The sequence below is a fragment of the Bradyrhizobium sp. LM2.9 genome (assembly GCF_054056555.1).
In genome coordinates, this window is the sequence record NZ_JBSRYJ010000002.1 from 4197200 (window position 1) to 4220848 (window position 23649).

The following is a 23649-nucleotide window of genomic DNA, read 5'->3' on the forward strand; positions in this document are numbered from 1 at the left end:
GGCTACCGGCGCGCCTCTTTCAGGCGTTCGCTCCAGGCCGTGATCTGCGTCTCGATCACGGTCTGGTCGGCTACGACGCGGACCTCGAAAGCATCGGCGGCCTCGTACTCGATGCCCGTTCGCCGGGCCGTCTGGAGTTGGGTCTTCACCAGGTCGAGCAGTTCGCTCGGGCCGGTGACCTTGAACACCGGCACCGGCGAATTGCCGGTCAGTGCCGCAATCTGCTCGACCAGCGACCCGATCGCCTTGTCGCGGACCGCATCGGCGAGAAACGGCAGCAATATCCGCGCAACAGAGCTCGCGATGTTGGTCTCGATCTCGCGGCAAGCCGCCTCGAAGCCGCTGACGATCGTGACCGCCTGCTGGTCGGACCACTTGGCCCGCTCCTCGCCGAGCCGGATCGCGCTGCGCACGCGTTCCTCGGCGATCCTGGCGTCGCTCTCCGCTACGCCGGCCGCGTGGCCGCGCCGATAGGCATCGTCCAGGAGATTGACCGCCGGAGCCTCCGTCTTCGGCGCCGGAGGCGGCGACTGAAGCAGCGGCTGCGGCTGCGAATGGGCCTCGGGCTGCGGCTGAGGCTCGCGCCGGACCTCCCTCGGCCTTGTCAGCACATCCTGGATCTTGGGCGGCGGCGGAAGCGGCGGCGATTTGGCTCGCCCGTTCGCGTCGAACTGCGTCAGGAGTTTTCCGATTGCCGCGTTCATGCCGCCTCCTCGCGCCGCATCCAGTCTTTAAGGATCGCCGCCGCCTGCATCTGATCGAGACGGACGATCTGCTCGAGCCGCTTCTGCGGCGTTCGCTGCATCTTGCCTTCGAGATCTTCGACCAAATTGAGCTCGGTCTCCTCGCTATCCGCCAATGCAAGAGCGCCGGCGGCTGCCTCGAGCTGGGCAGCTTCCGCCGCCTCGGTCTGCTCCTGCGCCGCGCGATGGGTCAGGATGCCGTTGACCGCCGGCCGAAGTCCGAACCACACCAGCATCGAGGCTACGGCCAGGATCGTGACCGCGTTGATGACGCTGCCGAGCTGCTTGTTGATCATCTCGACGAAGCTGATCGGCGGCACCGGCGCCAGTTCGCGCGAGCCTTCGATGAAATCGACGGCCGTCACCTGGATCTGGTCGCCCCGCGCCTTGTCCAGCCCACCGGCCGTGGCTGCGAGCTGGCTGATCTCGGCAAGCTTGCTGTCGACGATGGCCTGGTTGCTCTTGTCGCCGAGGTCGGCGACGAGCCGCCCGCGATTGATCAGGACGGCGATGAAGAGTTTCTTCACCGAATAGCCGTCGCTCACCGTCGTCGTGGTCTTGGACGAGACCTCGAAATTGGTGACGTCCTCGCGGCGGCTCTTGTCCTCGTTGGAGTTCTTGCCACCGCCGGCGTTCACCTGCTGGTCGGGAAGATTTTGCTGCACCGTCGTCGGCTGCGAACGGTCCGCGTTCTGCGACGACTCCTTCTCGCGCACGTTTCGGACTGAGCGCTCGGCGCGGTTCTCAGGATCGTAAACAGTCTCGTTGATCTGCCGCTTGTCCGTGGAAAGCTGAGGGGAGACGCTCACCTCGAAATTATCGATCCCGAGATACGGCGTCAGCGCCTTGCGGATGTTCTCCTGCACCATCCCGCCGACAGTCTTCTGAAGGCTCGCCATCTTGGTCGGCGCTGCAGTCGCTTCGTCCTCCTCGGCGAGCAGCATCGAACCGTCGGCGTCCAGCACCGTGACCTTGTCGCGGCTCATGCCCGGAATGGCGGCAGCGACGAGATGACGGATCGACTGCGCCGTGCGCGCCTCGATCGTGCCGTCGGTGCGCAACACGACCGATGCAGAAGGCGGCTGCTGCGTCGCGCGGAACGAGCCGCGCACCGGCAGGACGATATGGACCCGTGCCGCCTTCACGCCCTTCATCAACTGCACCGTGCGCGCGATCTCGCCTTCCAGCGCCCGCAGCTTGGTGACCTCCTGCATGAATGAGGTCAGGCCGAGCGAGCCGATCTTGTCGAACAGCTCGTAGCCGGAATTGGCGCTGGTCGGCAGCCCCTTCTCGGCGAGCAGCATCCGCGCCTGCATGGTCTGGCTCGGGCGCACCGAAACCGCGTCGCCGGCTGTATTGACGTCGAAGGCGATGTTTTGCTCGCGCAGCGCGGCACCCATGCGCGTCACGTCTTCGCGGGAAAGACCCGTGTAGAGTGTCTCGAACTCAGGCCGGCTGAGATAATAGGCGCCGCCGACGACGGTGACGAGAACGGCAAAGCCGATCAGTCCCAAGGCCATCAGGCGTCGCGGCCCAAGCTCCAGCAGATTGTTGAGCAGTTGCTGTATCTGCACACGACTGAACAGCATATGACCTCATACCAATGCGAACGTAGAGGACACTCCGCTGCCAACCTTGTCTGAAGGTTGCGCGAGAAAACGAATGTGTCGGTTCGCAGGCGAGGCGTTGCAATTTTACAAGAGATTGAGTGACGCAACCGCGCGCGTCGGCAACAGGCGGACAGCCGGTCGCATCGCGGCGCGATCGGCCAGGGCGTGCTGCCCTGGAATGTGGCGTCAGGAGACCGATGTGGGCACCTCTCGTGCCGTCGGATCCGCCGTTCTTGGCGGAGACCGTGCTCCCTGGGGAGCACGGTCGTTTTCGAAGCCGCGGCTTAGCGGAACAGCGACAGGATGCTCTGGCTGTTCTGGTTGGCGATCGAGAGCGCCTGAACGCCGAGCTGCTGCTGGGTCTGCAGCGCCTGGAGGCGAGTCGATTCCGCGTTCATGTCGGCGTCGACGAGCTGGCCGATACCGCGGTCCACGGAGTCCATCAGGGTCTTGACGAACTCAGTGTTGGTCGCGAGGCGGTTCTTGACGGCGCCGAGATTGGCGGCAGCCGAGGCCACCGAGTTGATGCCGGCGGTGACCTGCGAGATGTAGCCGTCGAGCAGGGTCTGGTCGGCCGCCGAGTCGGTGAGCGCGGAGATGGTCATCGTGTTGATCGACGGAGCGGTACTGCCCGCCGTGTCCAGAATGCCGGTCTGCGTCGCGGTGTAGAGCGAGTAGTTGGCGGTCGTCACGGTGATGGAACCGATGGTGGGCGTACCGCCGACGCGCGAGTACGACGACACCAGGTTGAAGGTCGTCGGCGTGGCGGCGGTCGTGCTCAGCCAGTTGATGCCGTTGAAGGTCGCCGAGCTGGCCTTGAGCTTCATATCCTGCTGGATCTGGGTGATGTCAGCCTGGATCTTGGTGCGGTCGATACCGGCGGTCTTGGCTTCGACCAGCAACGCCTGAAGCTTGGTCAGGCCGGAGTCCTTGTCGCCGATAACCGAGGTCAGAGCGGTATATTCGGTGTCGACAGTCGCAGCCGACAGACCGAGCGAGTCGGAGACGGCGGAAAGCGCGGCATTGTCGGAGCGCATCGACGTCGCGATCGACCAGTAGGCGGCGTTGTCCGACGCGGTCGAGACGCGCTGGCCGGTCGAGATCCGGTTCTGCGTGGTAGCAAGTTGCGAGCTGACGTTCCGAAGCGTCTGCAGCGCGGTCATTGCGGAGGAGTTGGTGAGGAGACTAGAACCCATTTTGATGTCCCTTTGAAGATTGGATTAGGTTTGGGGACATACCGGGCTTGCACCGGTACGACAGGGCGGCGTCATGCCTTTGGGCTGCGCAAAAGCGTCCAGGCCCAACCTGTCGTAACGGCGAAGGTAGCGAGCCAAGCTTGTGCGAGGCTTATGGCTCTGTGCCCGTTCGGCAACAGGGCAGTCGAAAATTGCGGCCCGCGCGCGGCGTCACGCCAAAACGAAAGGGCCGCGCTTTGCGAGAAGCGCGGCCCTCCCAAGATGGTTCGAGGCTCAGCGGAACAGCGACAGGATGCTCTGGCTGCTGTTGTTGGCGATCGAGAGCGCCTGCACACCGAGCTGCTGCTGGACCTGGAGGGCCGACAGGCGGGTGGACTCCTGGTTCATGTCGGCATCGACGAGCTGACCGATACCGCGATCCACGGAGTCCATCAGCGACTTCACGAAGTCCGAGTTGGTCGAGAGGCGGTTCTTGACGGCACCGAGATTGGCGGCGGCCGAGGCCACCGAGTTGATGCCGGCGGTGACCTGCGCGATGTAGCCGTCGAGCAGGGTCTGGTCAGCCGCCGAGTCGGTGAGCGCGGAGATGGTCATCGTGTTGATCGACGGAGCGGTACTGCCCGCCGTGTCCAGAATGCCGGTCTGCGTCGCGGTGTAGAGCGAGTAGTTGGCGGTCGTCACGGTGATGGAACCGATGGTGGGCGTACCGCCGACACGCGAGTACGACGACACGAGGCTGAAGGTCGTCGGCGTGGTGGCGGTCGTGCTCAGCCAGTTGATGCCGTTGAAGGTCGCCGCACTGGCTGTCGCCTTCATCTGCTGCTGGATCTGGGTGACGTCCGCCTGGATCTTGCTGCGGTCGATACCGGCTGTCTTGGCTTCGACCAGCAGGGACTGAAGCTTGGTCAGGCCGGAGTCCTTGTCGCCGATGACGGTGGTCAGAGCGGTATATTCGGTGTCGACAGTCGCGGCCGACAGACCGAGCGAATCCGAGACCGCCGAGAGCGCGGCGTTGTCGGCGCGCATCGACGTCGCGATCGACCAGTAGGCAGCGTTGTCGGAAGCAGTCGACACGCGCTGGCCGGTGGAGATGCGGGTCTGCGTGGTGGAGAGCTGCGAGCTCACAGACCGCAGGGTCTGGAGTGCGGTCATGGCGGTCGAGTTCGTAAGCAGGCTTGACATTGCGAATGTCCCTTTATGTACGCGTTACATTTTCACGAGGGGACATACCGGGCTTTCACCGGTACGGAGGGGCGGCATCATGCCTTTGGACTGATGTGGGTGGGTCCAACCCGCCGTGACGCATTGCTAACATGCCGAATCTTGCCCGCAGATTAAGATCGGCTTGAATTACATAGCAATATCATATGGTTAATGTTAGTTTTTGCTAACCATAACCAACCGATCGGCCGCGATCGCTCCTCTTACGAGAACGACCGCACCAGTCCGGAGGCGAGCAGGTTCCAGCCGTCGATCAGCACGAAGAACAGCATCTTGAACGGCAGCGCGAGGATCGTCGGCGGCATCATCATCATGCCCATCGACATGGTCAGCGTCGCCACGATCATGTCGATCACGAGGAAAGGCAGGATGATGAGGAATCCGATCTCGAACGAACGCCGGAGCTCGGAAATCATGAAGGCCGGAATGATGACGCGCATGTCGACGCGTTTGTCGTCGAACTTCTTGCGGAAGCTTTCCGCGGCAAGCGCTTCGAAGGTCTGCAGATCCTTGTCGCGGACATGGGCCAGCATGAACTCGCGGAACGGATCGGTGATCTTCAGATACGCCTCCTCCTCCGAGATCTCGTTTTTCATCAGCGGCTGGACGCCGGTTTCCCAGGCGCGGTCGAAGGTCGGCGCCATCACGTAGAAGGTCATGAACAACGCGAGGCTGATCAGCACCAGATTGGCCGGCGTGGTCTGGAGGCCGAGACCGGCGCGCAGGAACGACAGTGCCACTGCAAATCGCGTGAAGCTCGTCACCATGATGAGCAGTCCCGGCGCCACCGACAGCACTGTGATCACCGCCATCAGCTGGATGATCCGGCCGCTGGTGGAGCCGTTGCCCGGCGGCAGCAGGGAGTTGAGGTCCGGAATCTGGGCCAGTGCCACCTCGGGCAGCACGACCAGGACCAACGCAAGCAGCAGGACTCTCAGTTTCACTGAATCACCAACGTCTCAATGATCAATTCGCGGATCTTGCCCGAGGAGCGGATATTGGCGCGCTCGGTCAGGTCGTCGCGCAGATGCTGGAGCCCGCGGGATCCCTCGAACTGCGCAACCGTCGCCGACCGCAGATAGGTGACGATGTCCTCGCTGATGTGGGCCGCCAGGATGCCGGCATCCTCGTCGTTCATGCTCTCGGTCACCATGGAGGCTTCGATGCGGGCCCAGTTGTTGGCCGGCGCGCCGAGATTGGTCACGATCGGAGACAGTTTCCTGAGCCGCGCGCTGCCGGCGTAGCTCGAGGCAAGAGGTGTCGGCGTTGCGGTTTTCTTCGCGTCGGCGACGCGCTCGGCGGCCGCAAACAGGTGCAGGCCGGCAACGGCGCCCGCGCCGATCGCGATCAGGGTCAACACCACGATGGCCGCAATCAGGCGCATGACGTCCCCTGCCCTCGCGACGCGGCCCGACGGCCGCTGCTCTCAGAATGGTGCCACGGCGTCATAGATCCGATGTCCCCATCCAGGCTGCTGCACGTCAGACAGATTTCCGCGACCGCCATAGGCCACGCGCGCCTCGGCGATCTTCTCGTATGAGATTGTGTTGGCTCGCGAGATATCGCGTGGACGCACGATGCCGCCGACGTTGAGCACGCGCATTTCTGTGTTGACCTTGAATTCCTGCGAGCCGCTAATCATCATATTGCCGTTCGGCAACACGTCGGTGACGACGGCTGCGATCGACAGCTTGATATCCTCGGTGCGGTCGATCTGGCCGTTGCCCTTGATCTGGGTGTTGGTGCTGAGGTTGGCGCTCGTCGAGCCTTTGTCCTGCCATCCCGCGATGTCCATCAGCCAGTCGAGCCCGAACTTGATCTGCGAATCGCGCGAGCGGTCGGTCTTGTTGTCGAGCTTGGCCTTGTCCTGCATCGAGATGATCACTGTCACGAGGTCGCCGGTGCGCCGGGCGCGGGCATCGCGGTAGAGATCGGTGCCGTCGTCCCAGGTCGAGCGATAGCTGACGGGCGAGCGCATGCGGGGCGTCACGGGAATCGGATCTGCCTGCGTCCTCAGGCCGCTCCCGACCGGCGACAATCGCGGGCCAGTCAGGACCTCGGCCGGATCAGTGACGCATCCGGCAAGCAACAACAGAGACAGGATGACGATTAGATTCTTCATCTATTTGGTCTTTCCGTCATCCACGCGACGCATTCCGCCGAGCAGATCGGCGAGGTGCGCCGCGCGCCCCGTCTCCATCTCGTTGAAGATTGCGCTCGAGCTCCTCGGGGTGAGCTTTGCGAGCACGGCCGCAGCCGTCTCGTCCGCCATCCCGGCGATCTGCGTCGCCGCGGCGTCCGGCTTCATGCGCGAGTAGATCTCGACGACGCTCGCTTCGGCCTTCTTCAGGAAGTCGTCGCGCAGCGCCATCCACTTCTCATATTCGGCGCGCTTGGCCTCGACCTCGGCGATCCGCTCGCGGAGCAGGCTCTCGGCCTTCTCCAGCTCCTTGAGTTGCCAGGCCAGCCTTGCATCGACGGCGGGGTCGGCGACATTGCTGCAGAACAGGGCCACTTCATTGTCCGCGGTTGCAGCGGCCTGGGGCGGCGCCGGCTTCGGCGGCACAGTGACGCTGCCAGGCTTGGCGGAGCGCACCGGCGCGGCTGTGGGTACAGGCGCGGGCTTCTCGGAAGCTGGCACGGCACCCGTGGTCGCGGGTCCCGAGTCTTCGGCTGCCCACGCAGTTGCCCGGATCGACGCATTGTCGCTTGGGATCGACGTGATCGGCCTCTGCGGTCCAGGCGCGCGGGCGCGCGCGAAGGACAGCAGGTTGAGCGGCTTCGACGGCTTGGCCTCATCCAGCGCCAGCACGGGCGAAGCGCTCGCGAGCGCGGAGGCCGCGACCAGGAGGAGGAGTTTGGCTTTGTGGTCCAGCTTCAACATCAGGCCGCGTGCGATTCTCGGTCAAGACCTGAGCATTGAGCGACCAAGCTTGCACGACGCTTACGCATCATTGCACGATGACATCGGCCTGAAGGGCGCCGGCCGTCTTGATCGCCTGGAGGATCGCGATGATGCCGGACGGCTTCAGGCCGATCTGGTTCAGCCCGCGCACCAGGCGCTGGAGATCGACGCCGCTCAGGATCGCCACCTGCGATCCGGCCTCGTTGGCCTCGACCACGGTCTGGGGCACGACCACCGTCTGCCCTTTCGAGAACGGCGCCGGCTGCGACACCACGGGAAGCTCGGTGACGCGGACCGTCAGATTGCCGTGCGTCACGGCAACGGTCGATATCCGTACGTCGCGTCCGATCACCACCGTACCGGTGCGCTCGTTGATCACCACCCGCGCCGGCGTGTCAGGTTCGACGGTCAGCTCGCCGATTTCGGCAAGGAATCGGACCGGGCCGATATGGCGCGGCTTCGACAGCACGATCGTGCGGTAGTCGCGCTCGAAGGCGATCTGCGCGCGGTAGCGTCCGCCCGCGTAGCGGTTGATGGCGTCGAGGATGCGTGTTGCGGTGACGAAGTCGGGGTTCTTCAGCTCCAGCACCAGGTACTCCATTTCATGGAGACTACCCTGCACCTCGCGCTCGACCAGCGCGCCGTTCGGGATGCGGCCCGCGGTCGGCGTGCCCTGGCTGACATTCTGGGCCTGGCCTCCGACGCTGTAACCCGCGACTGTGACCGCGCCTTGCGCCACTGCATAGACCGCACCGTCCGCTGCGCGCAGCGACGTCATCACCAGCGTGCCGCCGAGCAGCGAGGTCGCATCGCCGAGCGACGACACGCTCACGTCCATGCGCTCGCCCGCACTGATCGAAGGCTGCAGGTCCGCGGTCACCATCACGGCCGCGACGTTGCGCGTGCGCAGCGTCGTCGGACGCGGGGGATTGTTGGTGCTCGTGGTCTCGTTCCTGACATTGATGCCCATGTTCTCGAGCATCGATTGCAAGGACTGTTCGGTGAACGGGGCATTGCGGAGCGTGTCGCCGGTGCCGTTCAGGCCGATGACGAGGCCGTAGCCGACGATCTGGTTTTCGCGCAATCCCTTGATGTCGCGCGATGTCCTTGATGCGAACGGCGGCCTGGGCGCTAGCGGCGGAAACCAGTAGCACGAGCGCAAGCAGGAATCTGGTCATGACCCGTCCACGACCTTGACGGTGCCGTCGGGCTGGACCACGCCCCTGATGATCACACCGGTATCGGTGTTTCGTATCGGGATGAGCGCGCCGGGCGCACCCGACTGCATCGCTGCGCCGTAGGTCACGATCGACAGGCCGCTGTCTTCGACCACGACCTTGACCATGGCGCCGCGGGCGACCGTCCAGGGATCCTCCACCGAATTGGTCGGGATCGGCTGACCGGGCAGCAACGTGCGCCGCGCCATCCGGCCGACCAGGATCTGGCGGCCTTCGATGAACATGGCGACGCCGAGCACGTTCGGCGCAAAGGCGCGCTCGGTGATCATGTCGTCCCGGATCAGCTCGCCGGCGCGGATCGAGACGGCCGGCACCGGCAGCCGCTTCTCCTCGGCCGCCGCGATCCGCGCGGAGGCGAGAACCAGAAGCATGGCGGCCAACCCGCGCACCATCAATCCCATCCTGTTCAACATGGATACACCGGAACTAGCGCATGCCCTTCGAGACTGTCTGGGCCATTTCATCCGAGGCCTGGATGACCTTGGCATTCATTTCGTAGGCGCGCTGGGCGGAGATCAACTCGGTGATTTCCTTGACCGGGTCGACGTTCGAAGCTTCGAGATATTGCTGGTTGATCTTGCCGTAGCCGGAATCGCCCGGCAGCCCGACGACCGGCGTGCCCGACGCCGTGGTCTCGCGATAGAGATTGCTGCCCAGCGGTTCGAGGCCGGCTTCATTGGCGAAATTGGCGAGGTTGAGCTGGCCGATCTGCCGCGGGTTCACTTCCGTATCCAGCTTGGCGAACACCTGCCCGGTCTGGTTGACCGTGACCTGGACCGTTCCCTGCGGCACCGTGATTGCGGGATCCAGCAGATAGCCGTCGGTCGTGACGAGCTGACTGTTGGCATTGGTGTTGAACGAGCCCGCGCGGGTATATTGCACCTCGTTGTTCGGGCCGAGCACCTGAAACCAGCCGCGCCCGTTGATCGCCATGTCGTAGGGATTACCGGTCTGCGTGAGCGCGCCCTGGATGTGCAGCTTGCGGATCGCCGCCGACTTGACACCGAGACCGAGATTGGCGCCCTCCGGGATCGGCGACGAGCCGTTGGTGTTCGCAACGCCCTGCATGCGGTCCATCTGGTAGAACAGATCGGTGAATTCCGCACGCGCCCGCTTGTACGACGTCGAGTTGATGTTGGCGATATTGTTGGCGATGACTTCGATGTTGGTCTGCTGGGCGTTCATGCCCGTAGCCGCGATGGCAAGCGATTTCACTGCGTCACTCCTTGATCAGATCGACATCCGAACGACTTCTTGGTAGGCCTGCACGACCTTGTCGCGAACCGCGACCGCCGTCTGCAAGGCCTGCTCGGCCGACATCAGCGCCTCCACGACGCGCCGCGTCGATTCCTTGCCCTGCATCGCCGAGATCGAGGCCGCTTCGCCCGCCTTCAGCGTCCCGATCGCGTCCGTCGTCACCTGCTTCATTACCGATTCGAATCCGACATCGCCGCCGGACTGGATCGCGGGCGTCGCCGCCGGCGAGATGGCCTGCGCCTCGGTCGCGCGGCTCGCCGCTTGCGCGGCCGAAATCGCGGTGGACGAAATTGCCTCAAGCATTGTCAGCTCCTCAGCAGGTCGATGGTCATGCCCAGCATCGATCTCACCTGTTTCACAACCTGGAGATTGGCTTCATAGGATCGATTGACTTCCCTCATGTCCGCCATCTCGATCATCATGTTGACGTTCGGCAGCTTGACGTAGCCGGCCTTGTCGGCAGCGGGATGCCCCGGGTCGTACTCCACGCGGTACGGCGTGGTGTCGACCCCGATTTCCTTGACTTTCGCCAGCTGCGCGCCGGAAGCGCGGTCCATCGCGGCATCGAAGGTGATGGTCTTGCGCTGATAGGGATCGGCGCCGGGCGGCGCGCCCCGTCGACGTCGCGTTGGCGAGGTTCTCCGACACGATGCGCATGCGCGTCGACTGCGCTTCGAGCCCGGAGCTCGCGACCGTCAACGAAGATTGCAGTGAGTCCAGCATTGTCAGTTCACCTCAGGTCTTCGCGCTCGACAGCAGCATGCGGTGAAACGACCGCACCACCGCCGAGTTCATCGAGTAGTCGCGACTGACGTCGCTTCCCTTGATCATTTCCTGCTCGAGACTGACGGAGTTGCCGGAGTGAACCACGTCCCAGCTGTCCTTCTTCGCGGTCGCCCGCGTGTCGCTCTCGGCCGCGGAGAGCTGCAGGTGCGACGGCGACGTCGTCGCGAGCCTCACCGGCGTGCTGTCAAGCACCTTGTTGAAGGGCTCGACGTCGCGTGCCTTGAAGCCCGGCGTGTTGGCGTTGGCGACATTGGTGGCGATCGTCGACTGGCGGAGTTCGAGGTAACGCGCCTGCGACGATGCGAGTTCGAAGAGATAAAGCGGTCCCACGACATCACCATTCTGGTTCATTCGGGTTGAGCTTAGGGTCGCAAGCTTTCGTCAGGCTGATGCGCTAGACGTCGTCCTCGGAATTCTACTGGACCTTCTCAGTCTGCGGCGCCTGCTTGGATTGCAGGAAGTAGATGATCTCGGCGACCGGTCGGAAGAACTCCGCCGGAATCACCTGGTCGACCTGAACCGCCTCGTAGAGCGCCCGCGCCAGCGCCTTGTTCTCGATCACCGGAATACGATTCTGCTCGGCGATTTCGCGGATCTTTAGCGCGATCACGTCCATGCCCTTGGCCACGACGATCGGCGCCGGGTTTTCCTCGCGCTTGTAGCGCAATGCGATCGCGAAGTGCGTCGGGTTCGCGATCACCAGCGTCGCGCGCGATGTGGAGGCGATCATGCGCTGGCGCGAGCGGTCGCGTGCCAGCGAGCGCAGGCGCGCCTTGATCAGCGGATCGCCTTCGGCCTGCTTGTGCTCGTCCTTGATCTCCTGCCGCGTCATGCGCAGCTCACGCCGCCAGTGGAAGCGCGCCCAGGCGAGATCGATCGCGACCAGGACGATGGTCGCGATGCAGATCGCCGAGACGATCCGCATGGCGATGTTGAGAATCATCTCCGGCAGCGCGACCGGATCGGTATACATCGCCTCGAACGCCTTCGCTTCCGACGAGCGCAGCACGACGACAACGACGACTGTCACCGAGACAAGCTTGAACAGCGACTTGGCGAACTCGACGAGGCCCTGCGCTCCGAACAGCCGGCTCCAGCCGCTAAGCGGCGAGATTCGCGACAGGTCCGGCGCGATCCGCTGGAGCACCAGGCTCGGCGCATTTTGCAGCAACGACGCTGCCAGGCCAAACACCGACAGAGTGGCGACCAGCGGCACCAGGAATCGGAATGCCTGAAGGCCCACTACGGTGAGGAGATTGAGGGCGTCGGCCCCGGTGCTGAGAGGGAAGCCGTCGGGATCGTCGAGAAAGCTCGTCAGCATCGGCGTCAACTGCTGCACGCCCTGGCCGATCAGAAACATCTGAATCACCATCAGCGCCGCCATCGACGCGAAGATGGAAGCCTCCCGAGAGACCGGGATTTTGCCCTGTTCGAGCGCATCGCGGACTTTTTTCTCGGTCGGCTCTTCTGTCTTGCTCTCCTGATCGGTTGTTTCTGCCATGCCCGTTCAGCGGTCAGCGAAAGACCAGCTCATCCTCCTGCTCGGGGTTGAGCTCGATTTCGCCCTTTTCCGCGAGGTCGAGCGCGAGGTCGGTGATCACACGCCGCGCCTCCAGCACGTCGCGCTGGTTCGACGGCTCGCCGATGGCGAGTTCGTGTTCGACGACGCGGCGGACGCGCGAGGCGACCGAGGACAGGATCATCTCGCGGAAGTGCTTGTCGGTGCCCTTCAGCGCGATGACAATGCGATCGGTCGGCACCTGGTCGAAGATCATGGTGCGCGCCTTCGGCGTCAGGTTGGTCACGTCGTCGAAGGTGAACAGCAGCTCCTTCAGCACTTCGGCCGACTTCGGCCGCTTCTCCGACAGGCTCTTCAGCATGTCTTCGATGTGTCCGCGCTCCATCTTGTTGATGATGTCGGCGACGCGGGCGTAGGTGTCCGCGCCGAGGTTGCGGGCGAAGTTCAGCGTCAAATCCTCATGCAGCGTCTTTTCGAGCACCCTCATGGCGTCGTCGACGATCGGCTTGAGGCTGAGCACGCGCCGCATCAGCTCGTTGCGCAGGCTCGACGGCAGCTGGCTCATGACCTTGGCGGCGCAGGACGGCTTCACCTTGGACAGGATGAGCGCCGCGGTCTGCGGATGCTCCTTTGAGAGGTAGCTCGCCAGCGAGTTTTCCGACACCGACGAGACGCGGTCCCACACCGACCGGCTCGAATTGCCGAGCAGATCGGACATGATGGCCGAGACCTGGTCGGCCGGAAGCACGTCGCCGAGCACGGCTTCCAGGCCACCGAGGGTGCCGAGAATGTTGGCACCCATCGAGAATTGCTGGGCGAACTCCTCGACGATCGCCTCTAGTTCCTGCGCGGTGATCGGCCGCAGCTCGGCCGCGGCCTTGGTCACGGTGCGGATATCCTGCGGCTCGAACTGCGCGAGCACGCTCGCGGCCGCCTGCCGGCCCATGGCGAGCAGAAGTGCCGCGACCTTCTCCGTTCCGCCCAGCGTGGCAACGCCTCGCTGTTTGGTGGGAGCGATGCCGACCTGTGCCGCCATGGTCAGGTATCACCCTGCCCCAACGGCCCGACAATCTCGGTGAGCGAGACGCCGAAGCGGGAATTGTCCTCTTCAACCACGACCACCTCGCCACGGGCGACGATGCGGCCATTGACGACGACGTCGACGGGTTCGCCGACCCGGTGGTCGAGCGGAACCACCGCGCCGCGGCCGAGCTTCATCAGGTTTGCCACCGGAATGGTCGCCGATCCCAGCACCACCTGCATGGTCACGGGAATACGCAGGATGGCATCGACATTGGCGAACTTGCCACTCTCCTCCGCGGTGCGCGCGGCGATCTCCGCCAGCCGCTCCAGCGGAGATGTCTCGGTATGCCCGTCGTCGGACGCCGCTGCGGACTCATAGTCGAAGGATTGCGCCATTTGGTTTCGCCTCTTGGTATTTCCGCTCCCGGAGCGCCGCAACGTCCCGATCGTATTTGTTCGGCCGGCTTCGGCTTCAATGCTTGTTCACGTCGGCGCCGCCCGCGGTCGTAGCGGATGCGAGTCCGCTTCTCGCATCGAGCGCCGCGATCGCCTCATGGGCCTGATCGATCTTCGTGCTCAGCACGTTGGCGAGCCGACCGAGATTCGCGGTGGAATCATGCGCCGCGGTGATGACCGTGTCGAAGGCACCCGCAGTCTCGTGGACGATGGTCGAGAACTCGCCCTGGTAGCTGCGCAACCGCGCCAGCTCGCTATGCATCCGGGTCACTCGCATGCTGGTGAAGGCCAGCGCTATCAGCAGCACGGCATCAACGAGATAGGATATCATCGACGAACTCCCGTTTCTGATCGACGGGATCTGCCACTTGCATGGCGTAGTAGCCATCAAGCTGGCCGATCTGGCACCAGAACAGCACCTGGTTGTTGCTCTCGAGCCGGGCCAGCGTGCGCGGCGTGGCTTCGAGCTCGAGCACCTGTCCAACCTTGAATTTCACGACATCCTCGAGGGATATCATCTTCTCGTCGAGCACCGCGCTCAGCGTCACCTCGGTGCGGTGTACCTCGCTCTCCATCTGCTCGCGCCAGCGCGGATCGGCCGCGCGGCCGTCGCTGACGACAACGGTCGCGAGCTTCTGCCTGAGCGGGTTGAGCGCGGAGTGCGGAATGATGAGGAACATCTGACCGCCGCGATAGAGTGCCTGCAGCATGATGTTCGCGCAGATCGACATGTTGCCGCTCCGCCCGATCGCCAGCGACGCCATGGCGGTCTCGACCCGCTCCACGCGAAAGGTGACGTTGGAGGTGCCGGCGAAAGCCGATTGCAGCGCCTTGGCGAAGCGCTCGAACAGCGCCTGGACCAGGCGGATCTCGATATTCGAGAAGCTGCGCTCGACGTCGAGCGGCGGTTCGGCGCCGTCGGAGCCGAACATCGCCTCGACCATGGTGAACACGAAGTCGCGGTCGAGCATGATGATGATGCGGGAGTCCCATTGCTCGGCATAGAGCACGGCCGCAACCGCGTTGGCCTCGTAGTCCTTGACGATGTCGCCGACGCGGTCGTTGGTGATGCCGTTGACCGAGAAATAACACGGCGTTCCGGCCATCGGCTGCAGGCTGTCCGTGCACGATGCCGCCATGCGATCGAAGATCACATTGAGCATCGGCATACGCTCGATCGATATGCCGGCGGCGTCCAGCAGATAGTTCGGCAGCTGCTTGCGCTGATCGACGTCGAGGTCTTCCATCATGATGCGCGCGCAGCCTTCGGTTCAACCTCGGTCACGACAGCCTTGGGGCCGGCGATCGTCTCGTTCTCGACGACGTCGATCGAGGGCCGCTCGGGGCTCGCGATCATCTTGCGGCCGTGCTCGACGGCGATCTGCGGCATGGCGCCGTTCATGAACGCCAGCAACGTCTGCTTGACGATGATGTAGGGCCGGCAACGCTTCTCGCGCGTCATCTTCACCTTCATCGCGAATGGCGAAATGATGCCGTAGGACAGGAAGATACCGGCGAAGGTGCCGACGAGGGCGGCGCCAATGAAGCCGCCCAGCAGCTTCGGCGACTGGTCGAGCGCGCCCATGGCCTTGATGACGCCGAGCACCGCGGCGACAATGCCGAGTGCAGGCAACGCCTCCGAGACTACCACCAGCGCGTGGTAGGGCGTCAGCTTGCTCTTGACGATGGTGTGGATCTCCTCGTCCATCAACGCTTCGATCTCGTGCGTTCGCGCGTTACCCATGATGATGAGGCGGACGTAGTCGCAGATGAACTGGAGCACCGAGGGATCCCCCAGCACGCTCGGGAACGCCTTGAATATCTCGGAGGACGCGGGATCGTCGATATGTGCCTCGACCTCGTTGCGCCCCTTGCCCCGCAGCTCGCGCATCAGCGCGTGGAGCGCGCCGAGCAGGTCGAGATAGTAGCGCTGACCGGGCACCGCCCCCGTCACTGCCTGCATGCAGGCAAGCCCGGTATCCACGACCGTCTTCCAGGGATTGGCCATGATGAAGGTGCCGACCGCGGTGCCCATGATGATCACGAACTCCCACGGCTGCATGAGCACGCCCAGATGCCCGCCCATGGCGGCAAATCCACCCAGCAGTGCCGCTACCGTGATGACGATCCCCACGAAACTGCCCAACACGCCGCTCCATCACCGATCCTATCGGGAATATCTAGTCGGCGAGCCTTGCGCGAAGCTGGCTTCCCCGTCGTCAGCCTCGCGCAAGCAATTCACGGCAGCTTGGGACGACGTCGCAAGAGCGGCCAGAGGGACGCGTGTCATGCTATCCACCATCGCGGACTACACCAGACTGACCAAGGACATGGGCAAGTCGCTGACGCAGGTCGCGACGCAGCCGGATGTCAGCCGCGACACCGACTATTTCCTCAGCCACATCGGCAATGTGAAGACCATCGACGACTTCCTGAAGGACTATCGCCTCTATTCCTACGCGATGAAGGCCTTTGGTCTCAGCGACATGACCTACGCCAAGGCGTTCATGCGCAAGGTGCTGACCGAGGGTATCGCCGACAACAAAGCCTTCGCCAACAAGCTGACCGACACCCGCTACCGGCAATTCGCCGCCGCCTTCAATTTCGCCGCCCTCGGCGACAAGGCGACCCAGACCGCCGCGGCTACGGCCGGTGTCGCGACCCAATTCGTCACGCAGACGATGGAGGAGAAGGCCGGCGACCAGAACGAGGGCCTGCGGCTGGCGCTCTATTTCACGCGCAAGGCCTCCACCATCACCAATTCCTACCAGATCCTCGCGGACAAGGCGATGACGCAGGTGGTCCAGACGGCGCTCGGCCTGCCGGCGACGATCAGCTCGGCTGATATCGATGCCCAGGCCAAGCTGATCACGAGCAAGATCAACCTCGCCGACTTCCAGAACCCGGCCAAGGTCACCAAGTTCGTGCAGCGCTTCGCGGCAATGTGGGATGCGACCCAGGCCCAGAACGACACCTCGACCAACCCCGCGCTGGTCCTGATCGCCGGCGCCGCAACGTCGATCAGCATGGATACCAACATGCTCACGACACTTCAGAACATCAAGTTCAACAGGTAAATCATGCAATCGGCTCTCTATGTGGGATTGTCTGCGCAGGTCGCCCTCGAAAAGCGTCTCCAGACGATCGCCAACAACGTCGCCAACGTCAACACGGCGGCGTTCCGCACCGACGTGGTGAAGTTCGAGACCGTGCTGTCCAAGGCGGGCGCGAACCCGGTCGCCTTCTCCTCGCCCGGCGACAACATTATCTCCCGCGAGCAGGGCAGCATCACCGAGAGCGGCAACCCGCTCGACGTCGCCGTGGTCGGACAGGGCTGGATCGCGTTCGCCGGTCCGAACGGCACGGTTTACACCCGCGACGGCCGCCTCCAGATCGCCGCCAATGGCGACCTTCAGACCGTGTCCGGCTTCCCCGTCATCGATTCCGGCGGCGCGCAGATCACGCTCGATCCGAACGGCGGACCGGTCTCGATCGCGCGCAGTGGCGCGATCACCCAGGACAACAACGAGATCGGCACCATCGGCCTGTTCAACATTCCCGCTGACGCCAATCTCGACCGCTACGGCAATTCGGGCGTCACGCCCGACCGGCCTGCGACCGCCATCGCCGATTTCTCCCGCGACGGCTTCAAGCAGGGCTATGTCGAGGGCTCCGGCGCCAATCCGATGATGGAATTGACCAAGCTGATCGCGGCCTCGCGCGCCTTCGAAGGCACCAATTCGATGATCGAGGGCACCGAGAGCTCGCTCCAGAACGCAATCCGGACGCTGGGCGAACCCGGCAAATAGACTGCGCCTCGCGCGCAATGAGGTTGGACGGTTTCCTTGAACGCTCTTCGGCAACTTGAGTGGGCGCTGCTGGAGCTTCAGCAGAGCACTCCCCTGGCAAGCGTCAGCGGCGCGATCTCCGAGATCGCGCCGACGCATTTCCGCGTCTCCGGCCTATCGCGCTTCGTCAGGCTTGGCGAACTGATCGGCGTCAACACCGGCGGCAAGCCCCAGATCGGCGAGGTGGTACGGATCGACAGCGAGGGCATCATCGCCAAGCCGTTCGACCGGCAGTTCGCCGGCGGCCTCGGTTCGGTCGCCTACCGGATGCCGCCACTGTCCTTCGCGCCCGATCCGAGTTGGAAGGGCCGCGTCATCAACGCGCTCGGGGCGCCGCTGGACGGACTGGGCCCTCTCACTCCGGGATCGCGTGCGGTCTCGGCGGAGGCGGACGCGCCTTCGGCCATGAAGCGCGCGCGCGTCCACAAGCCGCTGCGCACCGGCGTACGCGTCATCGACCTGTTCGCCCCGATTTGCGCCGGCCAGCGCGTCGGCATCTTTGCCGGTTCAGGCGTCGGCAAATCGACGCTGCTTGCGATGCTCGCCCGCAGTCAGGGGTTTGACACCGTCGTGCTAGCCCTGGTCGGCGAGCGCGGCCGCGAGGTGCGCGAGTTCATCGAGGACGTGCTGGGCGCAGATCGTCACCGCGCCGTCACAATCGTGTCGACGGGAGACGAAAGCCCGATGATGCGGCGGCTGGCGCCGAAGACGGCCATGGCGGTCGCCGAATATTTCCGCGACCGGGGCGAATCGGTCCTGCTCATGGTCGATTCGATCACCCGCTTCGCCCACGCTGCCCGCGAGGTCGCGCTCGCCGCCGGTGAGCCCGCGGTCGCGCGCGGCTACGCACCCACCGTCTTCACCGATCTGCCGCGTCTGCTGGAGCGCGCCGGACCCGGCGAGGAGGGATCCGGGACGATCACCGGGATTTTCTCCGTGCTTGTCGACGGCGACGATCACAACGAGCCGATCGCCGACACCATCCGCAGCACACTCGATGGGCACATCGTGCTCTCCAGGCACATTGCCGATCAGGCGCGCTATCCGGCCGTGGACGTTCTGGGTTCGGTCTCCCGCCTCGCCCATAACGTCTGGGATCCCGAAGAGCGCGAATTGGTGAGCAAGCTGCGCGCCATGATGGCCAAGTACGAGGACACGCGCGACCTTCGCCTGATGGGCGGATACCAGCCGGGACGTGATTCGGGGCTCGACCAGGCGGTCGACATGGTTCCGAGAATCTACGGCGCGATGCGGCAGGACGCCTCGGCTCCACCAAGCGCCGATCCGTTCCGCGAACTCCGGGACATGCTCAAGGGCGACTAGCCGGTCGCAGGCTGAGACGACGCGCCCGCCGGTCGCATCCTCGTTGTTTTCGACAGGCGATCGCGCTGGAAGCGACTGGACCCAGCGAGTCCGCGATCCCGGCATGGACAACCGCCACGTGTAATTCCTGTGAGTTCCCTTGGCGATTCTCTCCGACCGAACGCACAAGTTGTGGATGACATTCCGGTGCACATCGTCGTCGTGCACAAGCTTCGATCAACTTGCACCAACGACAGCCAGCCACGTGCCGTGCAATCAAGCCGTCGCATGGTTGAGTGCATGTTGCTCGTGGGACGGCGTATTGCTGTTCACCATCATGTGTCCCGAAGAGCGAGATTGTCTTGAACGTTACATTCGCCTGCGACGACATCCGGTCTCCGAGAGCGTCTCTACTTGATTTTGTTGATAAGCTCATTCATCGTTTCGTTGGAAGACAAGAAACATCTGCTTGTGACTTGAACTTTAGGGGCTTCGGTTGAACTACTCCGATCCATCGTCTGCTGGCGACGGCTACTCGGGCTCTCGTGCGACGACGCCACGATTGGCATACGATCAGCAACATCGCATCCCGCGCCATAGCTTGCAGTGCCCGTCAGTCCAGGTCGGGCGCCGGACAGTCCGTGCCTTCGCGCGAGAGAAGAGCACGGTGCATATGTCGGATATTGCGGGCGGTACGGCTTCTCGCAAACGGCTCGTGCGCGACGACGGAAGGCGGCTCCGGGGCGCCGCATACGTGTTTCCCGGGGCAAGGTAGGAATTCATGCCATTGGCAAGAGAAGCTGTCGAGCTGCTGGTTCAGGCGGCGAGGGCTTGGTATTTCGAAGGCAATCAACATGGATTGCGCGATCGGGAATGGATGGCGCTGCGCTTTCTCGGCCGCGCCAACAAGTTTTCGCGCACGCCGTCTGCGCTCGCAGGCTTCATCGGCGCTACCAGGGCGACTGCATCGCAGATCGTGAAGACGCTGGAGGGCAAGTCCTTCCTGGTGCGAAAGCCGTCGCACGAGGACAAGCGTTCTGTCGTGCTGCACGTCACTGCGCAGGGCGAAAAGTGCCTGAACCAGCACGATCCGATCAATCACGTGATGAACGCGGTCATTGCGCTCGGAACCGACGAGTGCGTCAGGCTGCGCGACTCGCTGCGGGAGATCCTCAATCACCTCGACGCGGCACATCAGCGGCTCGATGCCAGCGTCTGCCGGGACTCCATGTTTCTCGCCGAACGCGGCCCGGCCACCGGCAAGGGGCGCGCAACGGCCGAGTTCATGTGCCGGCTGTATCGCGCCCCGGTCTCGATCGAGGAGACCGAACTGCTCTGCACCAGCTTCGAGCGCACCCGCGACCGTCCGAAGATCGAGACCCATCTCGACCGCGCGCGCGTCGCAAGCCAGGGCTGACGCGCGCGCCCGCCTCTCCATCGTCATTGCGAGCGGAGCGAAACAATCCAGAATCCCTCGGCGGCGGCGGACTGGGTTGCTTCGCTGCGCTCGCAATGACGGAGCAAGAGGCTGCAGCATCGTTCTTCCAGCTCGCATTTGATTCGCAGACACAGTTTCGCACCCTCGCGGCGCGTTTCGCCCGAGCTTTGCTTGTCATTCGCCCCTCTTGTCCAGGAGGGCGCAGGGAAGGCCGGGTGCCGGCTGGCACCTGCGGTCCGCTGCGCGAAGATGTAGCGCAAGGAAACCGCACAGCAGCATACAGGTGTAGCCAATCACTCGGCCTTCCCTGCGCAGTGGTTTTACGGCTTATGCCGTGCTCTCCCGGGAGCCGAGTTCGTTTTGGCCTCCCTCGCCTTCACGAAAGTCGCGGACACAGCGCCGGTTGACGCGAATGCCGCATCCGCAAGAGCTTGACCGTAGCAACGACGGCCAGGACCACACGGTTTTGCCGTACGCACGGCTCGCTTGTCGCCACCGGTTTCGACGACGTTGTGCACGTTGCCGCCGACCTGATGACGAGACGAACCTGACAGCGCCGCTCGTCGACACGAAGCCTCGGGCTCACGGAGAGCAATCCGCCCTGCCCGCACTTTCGCGCCCGACGCTGCCGCGTCCACCGCAAGCCCGGCTCGCGAAACGTGACGACACAAGATCGCCCCTCTTGGTCGAGCCGGGATGGGCGACACATACGGCATTTCCGAATTTCGGTAAAGCGAAATATTTTCATTCGGGCGAATTGACAAAGGCGCGACACAGCAAGACCCCTGTACCCACCCTTGTATGCATTATACCAATTGCCATGCCCGGGCACTTTGCCTTACATGCCGGCAATTCGCCCGCGGATGACGGCCGGGGCTCAAAAATCACACACATTGTCAAAGGGACGAGGCATGGCGCGTAACATCCTGATTCTCGGGGCTTCCTACGGCTCCTTGCTGGGCACGAAGCTGCTGATGGCGGGGCACAACGTGACCCTGGTCTGTCGCGCCAAGACCGCGGAGCTGATCAACCGCGAGGGCACCGAGGTCCGCATCAAGTTGCGTGACGAGGCGGTTCACCGCGCCATCTTCTCGCGCGACCTGCCCGGCAAGCTCGACGCCGTGACGCCGGCCAATGTGGACTTGTCCCGTTACGACATGGTCGGCCTTGCGATGCAGGAGCCGCAATACACCAACCACACGGTGCGCGTTCTCATGGTCAGGATCGCCGCGGCGAAGCTGCCGTGCCTGTCGATCATGAACATGCCGCCGCTGCCCTATCTGAAGCGGATCCCCTCGCTCGCAGACATGGATCTCGAGGAGGCCTACACCAATGCGCAGGTGTGGGAGCGCTTCGAGCCGGGGCTGGTGACGCTGTGCTCGCCCGACCCGCAGGCCTTCCGTCCGCCGGAAGAGGCTGCGAACGTGCTTCACGTCGGCCTGCCCACGAACTTCAAGGCATCGGCCTTCGCCGACGACAAGCACAACAAGGTGCTGCGCGAGCTCGAAGCCGACATCGACGCGGTGACCCTCGACGGCCACGACGTGCCGGTGAAGCTGAAGGTGTTCTCTTCGCTGTTCGTGCCGCTGGCGAAATGGTCGATGCTGCTGACCGGCAACTACCGCTGCATCACGCCGCACGAGCCGCAGTCGATCCGCGACGCCGTACACGGCGATCTCGCGCGCTCGCAGACGATCTACGATCACGTCGACGGAATCGCCCGCCGTCTCGGCGCCGATCCGCAGGACCAGGTGCCGTTCGCAAAATACGCCAAAGCCGCCGAAAGCCTGCTCAAGCCGTCATCGGCTGCGCGCGCGGTGGCGAGCGGCGCGCCGTTCATCGAGCGCGTCGACCTCCTGGTGAAGCTGATCTCGCATCAGCTCGGCGTGCCCAATGCAGAGATCGACCGCACCGTCGAGACCGTGGACCTCAAGCTGAACGAGAAGATCGTGCAGGGCGGATCGGGCGCGCAGTGACGACATTCGGCGTGGCCAGGTGGGCCAGCGCCGCAAGTGCCCGGAACCAGCCTTCCCGGGCGGGTTGGCTTAAAACGAACCTTCCTGCGCGACCTCCGTTTGCGCAAATCCCGCATCCATGCGACTGCTAGCCGTCACGCTGGGGCCAATTCCCAGCAGGTTCTGGGCCCACGCGATAGCCGGATAGAAGCCGACCAACAAGCAGAACACGATGGATCAGACGGAGTTGCAAGTCGTTCGCGCAGTGGAGGCCGGGCGCGACGACGATGAAGGGTATCGTTGACGCGACTGGATTGTCTCGCCTCAAGGTCGAGCGCGCGCTGAGCACGCTGGAGAAGCAAAAGTTCCTCATCCGCGACGGCCAGGGTTTTCGGCCGGCCAACCGGCGAGCACCACCGTCGCCGTCTCGACAATGCGGAACGTGCAACGCCTGCTGCGACATCCTCGAAGTGGCCGCTGTCGACAAGCCGGTAAACCAATTGTGCAAGCATTGGCAGAACGGCACGGGATGCACCATCTACGACCGCCGTCCGCAGATGTGCCGCTCATTCGTCTGCGCCTGGCTGCAAGGCCATCTCGACGACGACTGGATTCCCGAGAAGGCCGGGCTCATCGTCCATTTCAGCCAGGATGCGGTCAATGTCACGGTCGACGATCATTGCCCCGATCGCTGGCGGGAGGAGCCTTATTTCAGCAAGCTCAGCGAATGGTCGCTGAACGGGATCAAGCGGATCGGAAACCGCGGCTATGCGACCCTCGTCGTCTCCGGCGAGAACCGGTTCATGCTGCTCGGACGCACCATCGTTCCCGAACCGACCCTGTTTGGCACCGCGTTCGTGCCGCTGACGCCGGACACGTTCCGATTCTGGCGGGCGACATCGCCGGAGCACTTGCAGCGGCTACACGAGCGCATCGCCGAGATTGAGCGGATCAGGCAGGAATTCGGCTCATGCGCCATCCCCGAGAATGAAGACGACGATCCGCAAGCCCCGTATCGGCCCGCACTTCTACGCCAATCGAATCACGTCTGAACTCCGCCGTGGGCAACAACGCATGATTCTCGCCGTGGCGCTCGACGCGCCGCGACCGGGTTGATAAGCCCCTGTCCGCGAATGATGGGGACTTGAGTCG

23 protein-coding genes and 3 pseudogenes are annotated in these 23649 nt (G+C 63.8%); 6 read left to right on the top strand and 20 right to left on the bottom strand.

The genetic code is table 11. The annotated features are described in order from the left end of the window. Positions 1-2: 2 nt before the first annotated feature. From ACVWW3_RS21900 to motA, 20 genes and pseudogenes are all read right to left on the bottom strand, one after another. Entirely contained in the window at positions 3-704 is a 702-nt protein-coding gene (locus tag ACVWW3_RS21900; RefSeq protein WP_456648688.1) for a hypothetical protein, read from the bottom strand. After that, entirely contained in the window at positions 701-2332 is a 1632-nt protein-coding gene (gene fliF / locus ACVWW3_RS21905) for a flagellar basal-body MS-ring/collar protein FliF (protein ID WP_354105714.1), read from the bottom strand. Before fliF ends, ACVWW3_RS21900 begins: the two co-directional genes overlap by 4 nt. A gap of 305 nt (positions 2333-2637) precedes the next feature. Continuing rightward, positions 2638-3549 (bottom strand): flagellin N-terminal helical domain-containing protein, encoded by a 912-nt coding sequence (locus ACVWW3_RS21910; protein ID WP_247344659.1) that lies wholly within the window; start codon positions 3547-3549, stop codon positions 2638-2640. Positions 3550-3822: 273 nt separating this feature from the next. Beyond that, positions 3823-4731, bottom strand: a complete 909-nt coding sequence (locus tag ACVWW3_RS21915) for a flagellin N-terminal helical domain-containing protein (protein WP_354050101.1) — start codon at positions 4729-4731, stop codon at positions 3823-3825. A 242-nt stretch (positions 4732-4973) separates the two neighbouring features. After that, entirely contained in the window at positions 4974-5714 is a 741-nt protein-coding gene (fliP, locus tag ACVWW3_RS21920; RefSeq protein WP_247330503.1) for a flagellar type III secretion system pore protein FliP, read from the bottom strand. Beyond that, entirely contained in the window at positions 5711-6154 is a 444-nt protein-coding gene (locus tag ACVWW3_RS21925; protein ID WP_456648687.1) for a flagellar basal body-associated FliL family protein, read from the bottom strand. The genes fliP and ACVWW3_RS21925 overlap by 4 nt, the downstream gene beginning before the upstream one ends. A 42-nt stretch (positions 6155-6196) precedes the next feature. Further along, a complete protein-coding gene (gene flgH, locus ACVWW3_RS21930; protein ID WP_456648686.1) occupies positions 6197-6892 on the bottom strand; it encodes a flagellar basal body L-ring protein FlgH in 696 nt (231 codons plus the stop codon). Further along, the gene (locus ACVWW3_RS21935) at positions 6893-7654 is read right to left on the bottom strand and encodes a MotE family protein (RefSeq protein ID WP_456648685.1); all 762 of its coding nucleotides are present in this window, start codon (positions 7652-7654) and stop codon (positions 6893-6895) included. It abuts the gene before it with no gap. Positions 7655-7721: 67 nt separating this feature from the next. Continuing rightward, positions 7722-8853, bottom strand: a pseudogene (flgI, locus tag ACVWW3_RS21940) (flagellar basal body P-ring protein FlgI). Further along, positions 8850-9305, bottom strand: coding sequence for a flagellar basal body P-ring formation chaperone FlgA (flgA, locus tag ACVWW3_RS21945; RefSeq protein WP_456672111.1), 456 nt, complete (start codon positions 9303-9305; stop codon positions 8850-8852). Before flgA ends, flgI begins: the two are co-directional and overlap by 4 nt. A 34-nt stretch (positions 9306-9339) precedes the next feature. Further along, positions 9340-10128 carry a flagellar basal-body rod protein FlgG gene (gene flgG / locus ACVWW3_RS21950; protein WP_247344678.1) on the bottom strand — a complete coding sequence of 263 codons (789 nt, stop codon included), beginning with the start codon at positions 10126-10128 and terminating at the stop codon, positions 9340-9342. 15 nt (positions 10129-10143) lie between these two features. After that, positions 10144-10473: a flagellar hook-basal body complex protein FliE gene (locus tag ACVWW3_RS21955; RefSeq protein ID WP_247444783.1), complete on the bottom strand. Its 330-nt coding sequence runs from the start codon at positions 10471-10473 to the stop codon at positions 10144-10146. A 2-nt stretch (positions 10474-10475) separates the two neighbouring features. Further along, positions 10476-10893 (bottom strand): annotated as a pseudogene (gene flgC, locus ACVWW3_RS21960) (flagellar basal body rod protein FlgC). 12 nt (positions 10894-10905) lie between these two features. Beyond that, a complete protein-coding gene (gene flgB / locus ACVWW3_RS21965) occupies positions 10906-11307 on the bottom strand; it encodes a flagellar basal body rod protein FlgB (RefSeq protein ID WP_247344684.1) in 402 nt (133 codons plus the stop codon). A 64-nt stretch (positions 11308-11371) separates the two neighbouring features. Then, the gene (gene flhB / locus ACVWW3_RS21970) at positions 11372-12457 is read right to left on the bottom strand and encodes a flagellar biosynthesis protein FlhB (protein WP_456648683.1); all 1086 of its coding nucleotides are present in this window, start codon (positions 12455-12457) and stop codon (positions 11372-11374) included. 13 nt (positions 12458-12470) lie between these two features. Then, complete coding sequence (locus ACVWW3_RS21975) at positions 12471-13511, bottom strand: flagellar motor switch protein FliG (RefSeq protein ID WP_247444780.1); 1041 nt, start codon at positions 13509-13511, stop codon at positions 12471-12473. 2 nt (positions 13512-13513) lie between these two features. Continuing rightward, on the bottom strand, positions 13514-13894 hold the full coding sequence (gene fliN / locus ACVWW3_RS21980) for a flagellar motor switch protein FliN (protein WP_247344694.1): 381 nt from the start codon (positions 13892-13894) through the stop codon (positions 13514-13516). Between the two features lie 76 nt (positions 13895-13970). After that, the gene (locus tag ACVWW3_RS21985) at positions 13971-14285 is read right to left on the bottom strand and encodes a hypothetical protein (protein ID WP_456648682.1); all 315 of its coding nucleotides are present in this window, start codon (positions 14283-14285) and stop codon (positions 13971-13973) included. Further along, entirely contained in the window at positions 14266-15204 is a 939-nt protein-coding gene (locus ACVWW3_RS21990; RefSeq protein ID WP_249803923.1) for a flagellar motor switch protein FliM, read from the bottom strand. Before ACVWW3_RS21990 ends, ACVWW3_RS21985 begins: the two co-directional genes overlap by 20 nt. Further along, on the bottom strand, positions 15201-16100 hold the full coding sequence (gene motA / locus ACVWW3_RS21995) for a flagellar motor stator protein MotA (RefSeq protein ID WP_247344698.1): 900 nt from the start codon (positions 16098-16100) through the stop codon (positions 15201-15203). The genes ACVWW3_RS21990 and motA overlap by 4 nt, the downstream gene beginning before the upstream one ends. Positions 16101-16242: 142 nt before the next feature. Here motA and ACVWW3_RS22000 point away from each other — a divergent pair, with 142 nt between their 5' ends. The 6 genes and pseudogenes from ACVWW3_RS22000 to ACVWW3_RS22025 all read left to right on the top strand — a co-directional run bounded on the left by ACVWW3_RS22000 (position 16243) and on the right by ACVWW3_RS22025 (position 23549). Continuing rightward, entirely contained in the window at positions 16243-17031 is a 789-nt protein-coding gene (locus tag ACVWW3_RS22000; RefSeq protein WP_247444778.1) for a DUF1217 domain-containing protein, read from the top strand. Positions 17032-17034: 3 nt separating this feature from the next. Then, positions 17035-17763 (top strand): flagellar basal-body rod protein FlgF, encoded by a 729-nt coding sequence (gene flgF / locus ACVWW3_RS22005; protein WP_354050087.1) that lies wholly within the window; start codon positions 17035-17037, stop codon positions 17761-17763. A 36-nt stretch (positions 17764-17799) separates the two neighbouring features. Beyond that, on the top strand, positions 17800-19125 hold the full coding sequence (gene fliI, locus ACVWW3_RS22010; protein WP_247444776.1) for a flagellar protein export ATPase FliI: 1326 nt from the start codon (positions 17800-17802) through the stop codon (positions 19123-19125). 760 nt (positions 19126-19885) lie between these two features. Next, positions 19886-20521, top strand: a complete 636-nt coding sequence (locus ACVWW3_RS22015) for a MarR family winged helix-turn-helix transcriptional regulator (RefSeq protein WP_456648681.1) — start codon at positions 19886-19888, stop codon at positions 20519-20521. Between the two features lie 932 nt (positions 20522-21453). Further along, entirely contained in the window at positions 21454-22518 is a 1065-nt protein-coding gene (locus tag ACVWW3_RS22020; RefSeq protein WP_456648680.1) for a ketopantoate reductase family protein, read from the top strand. A 211-nt stretch (positions 22519-22729) separates the two neighbouring features. Next, positions 22730-23549, top strand: a pseudogene (locus tag ACVWW3_RS22025) (YkgJ family cysteine cluster protein). The last annotated feature ends 100 nt before the right edge of the window (positions 23550-23649 follow it).

Excerpts from the sequence above, each read along its gene's own strand:
- ACVWW3_RS21990 (WP_249803923.1), bottom strand. The coding sequence starts at position 15,204 with ATGATGGAAGACCTCGACGTCGATCAGCGCAAGCAGCTGCCGAACTAT.
- flgF (WP_354050087.1), top strand. The coding sequence starts at position 17,035 with ATGCAATCGGCTCTCTATGTGGGATTGTCTGCGCAGGTCGCCCTCGAA.
- ACVWW3_RS21910 (WP_247344659.1), bottom strand. The coding sequence starts at position 3,549 with ATGGGTTCTAGTCTCCTCACCAACTCCTCCGCAATGACCGCGCTGCAG.
- ACVWW3_RS21925 (WP_456648687.1), bottom strand. The coding sequence starts at position 6,154 with ATGCGCCTGATTGCGGCCATCGTGGTGTTGACCCTGATCGCGATCGGC.
- ACVWW3_RS22020 (WP_456648680.1), top strand. The coding sequence starts at position 21,454 with ATGGCGCGTAACATCCTGATTCTCGGGGCTTCCTACGGCTCCTTGCTG.
- fliN (WP_247344694.1), bottom strand. The coding sequence starts at position 13,894 with ATGGCGCAATCCTTCGACTATGAGTCCGCAGCGGCGTCCGACGACGGG.
- ACVWW3_RS21900 (WP_456648688.1), bottom strand. The coding sequence starts at position 704 with ATGAACGCGGCAATCGGAAAACTCCTGACGCAGTTCGACGCGAACGGG.
- ACVWW3_RS21935 (WP_456648685.1), bottom strand. The coding sequence starts at position 7,654 with ATGTTGAAGCTGGACCACAAAGCCAAACTCCTCCTCCTGGTCGCGGCC.
- flgH (WP_456648686.1), bottom strand. The coding sequence starts at position 6,892 with ATGAAGAATCTAATCGTCATCCTGTCTCTGTTGTTGCTTGCCGGATGC.
- ACVWW3_RS21955 (WP_247444783.1), bottom strand. The coding sequence starts at position 10,473 with ATGCTTGAGGCAATTTCGTCCACCGCGATTTCGGCCGCGCAAGCGGCG.
- ACVWW3_RS21975 (WP_247444780.1), bottom strand. The coding sequence starts at position 13,511 with ATGGCGGCACAGGTCGGCATCGCTCCCACCAAACAGCGAGGCGTTGCC.
- ACVWW3_RS22000 (WP_247444778.1), top strand. The coding sequence starts at position 16,243 with ATGCTATCCACCATCGCGGACTACACCAGACTGACCAAGGACATGGGC.
- flgB (WP_247344684.1), bottom strand. The coding sequence starts at position 11,307 with ATGAACCAGAATGGTGATGTCGTGGGACCGCTTTATCTCTTCGAACTC.
- flgA (WP_456672111.1), bottom strand. The coding sequence starts at position 9,305 with ATGGTGCGCGGGTTGGCCGCCATGCTTCTGGTTCTCGCCTCCGCGCGG.
- ACVWW3_RS21915 (WP_354050101.1), bottom strand. The coding sequence starts at position 4,731 with ATGTCAAGCCTGCTTACGAACTCGACCGCCATGACCGCACTCCAGACC.
- fliF (WP_354105714.1), bottom strand. The coding sequence starts at position 2,332 with ATGCTGTTCAGTCGTGTGCAGATACAGCAACTGCTCAACAATCTGCTG.
- flhB (WP_456648683.1), bottom strand. The coding sequence starts at position 12,457 with ATGGCAGAAACAACCGATCAGGAGAGCAAGACAGAAGAGCCGACCGAG.
- ACVWW3_RS21985 (WP_456648682.1), bottom strand. The coding sequence starts at position 14,285 with ATGATATCCTATCTCGTTGATGCCGTGCTGCTGATAGCGCTGGCCTTC.
- ACVWW3_RS22015 (WP_456648681.1), top strand. The coding sequence starts at position 19,886 with ATGCCATTGGCAAGAGAAGCTGTCGAGCTGCTGGTTCAGGCGGCGAGG.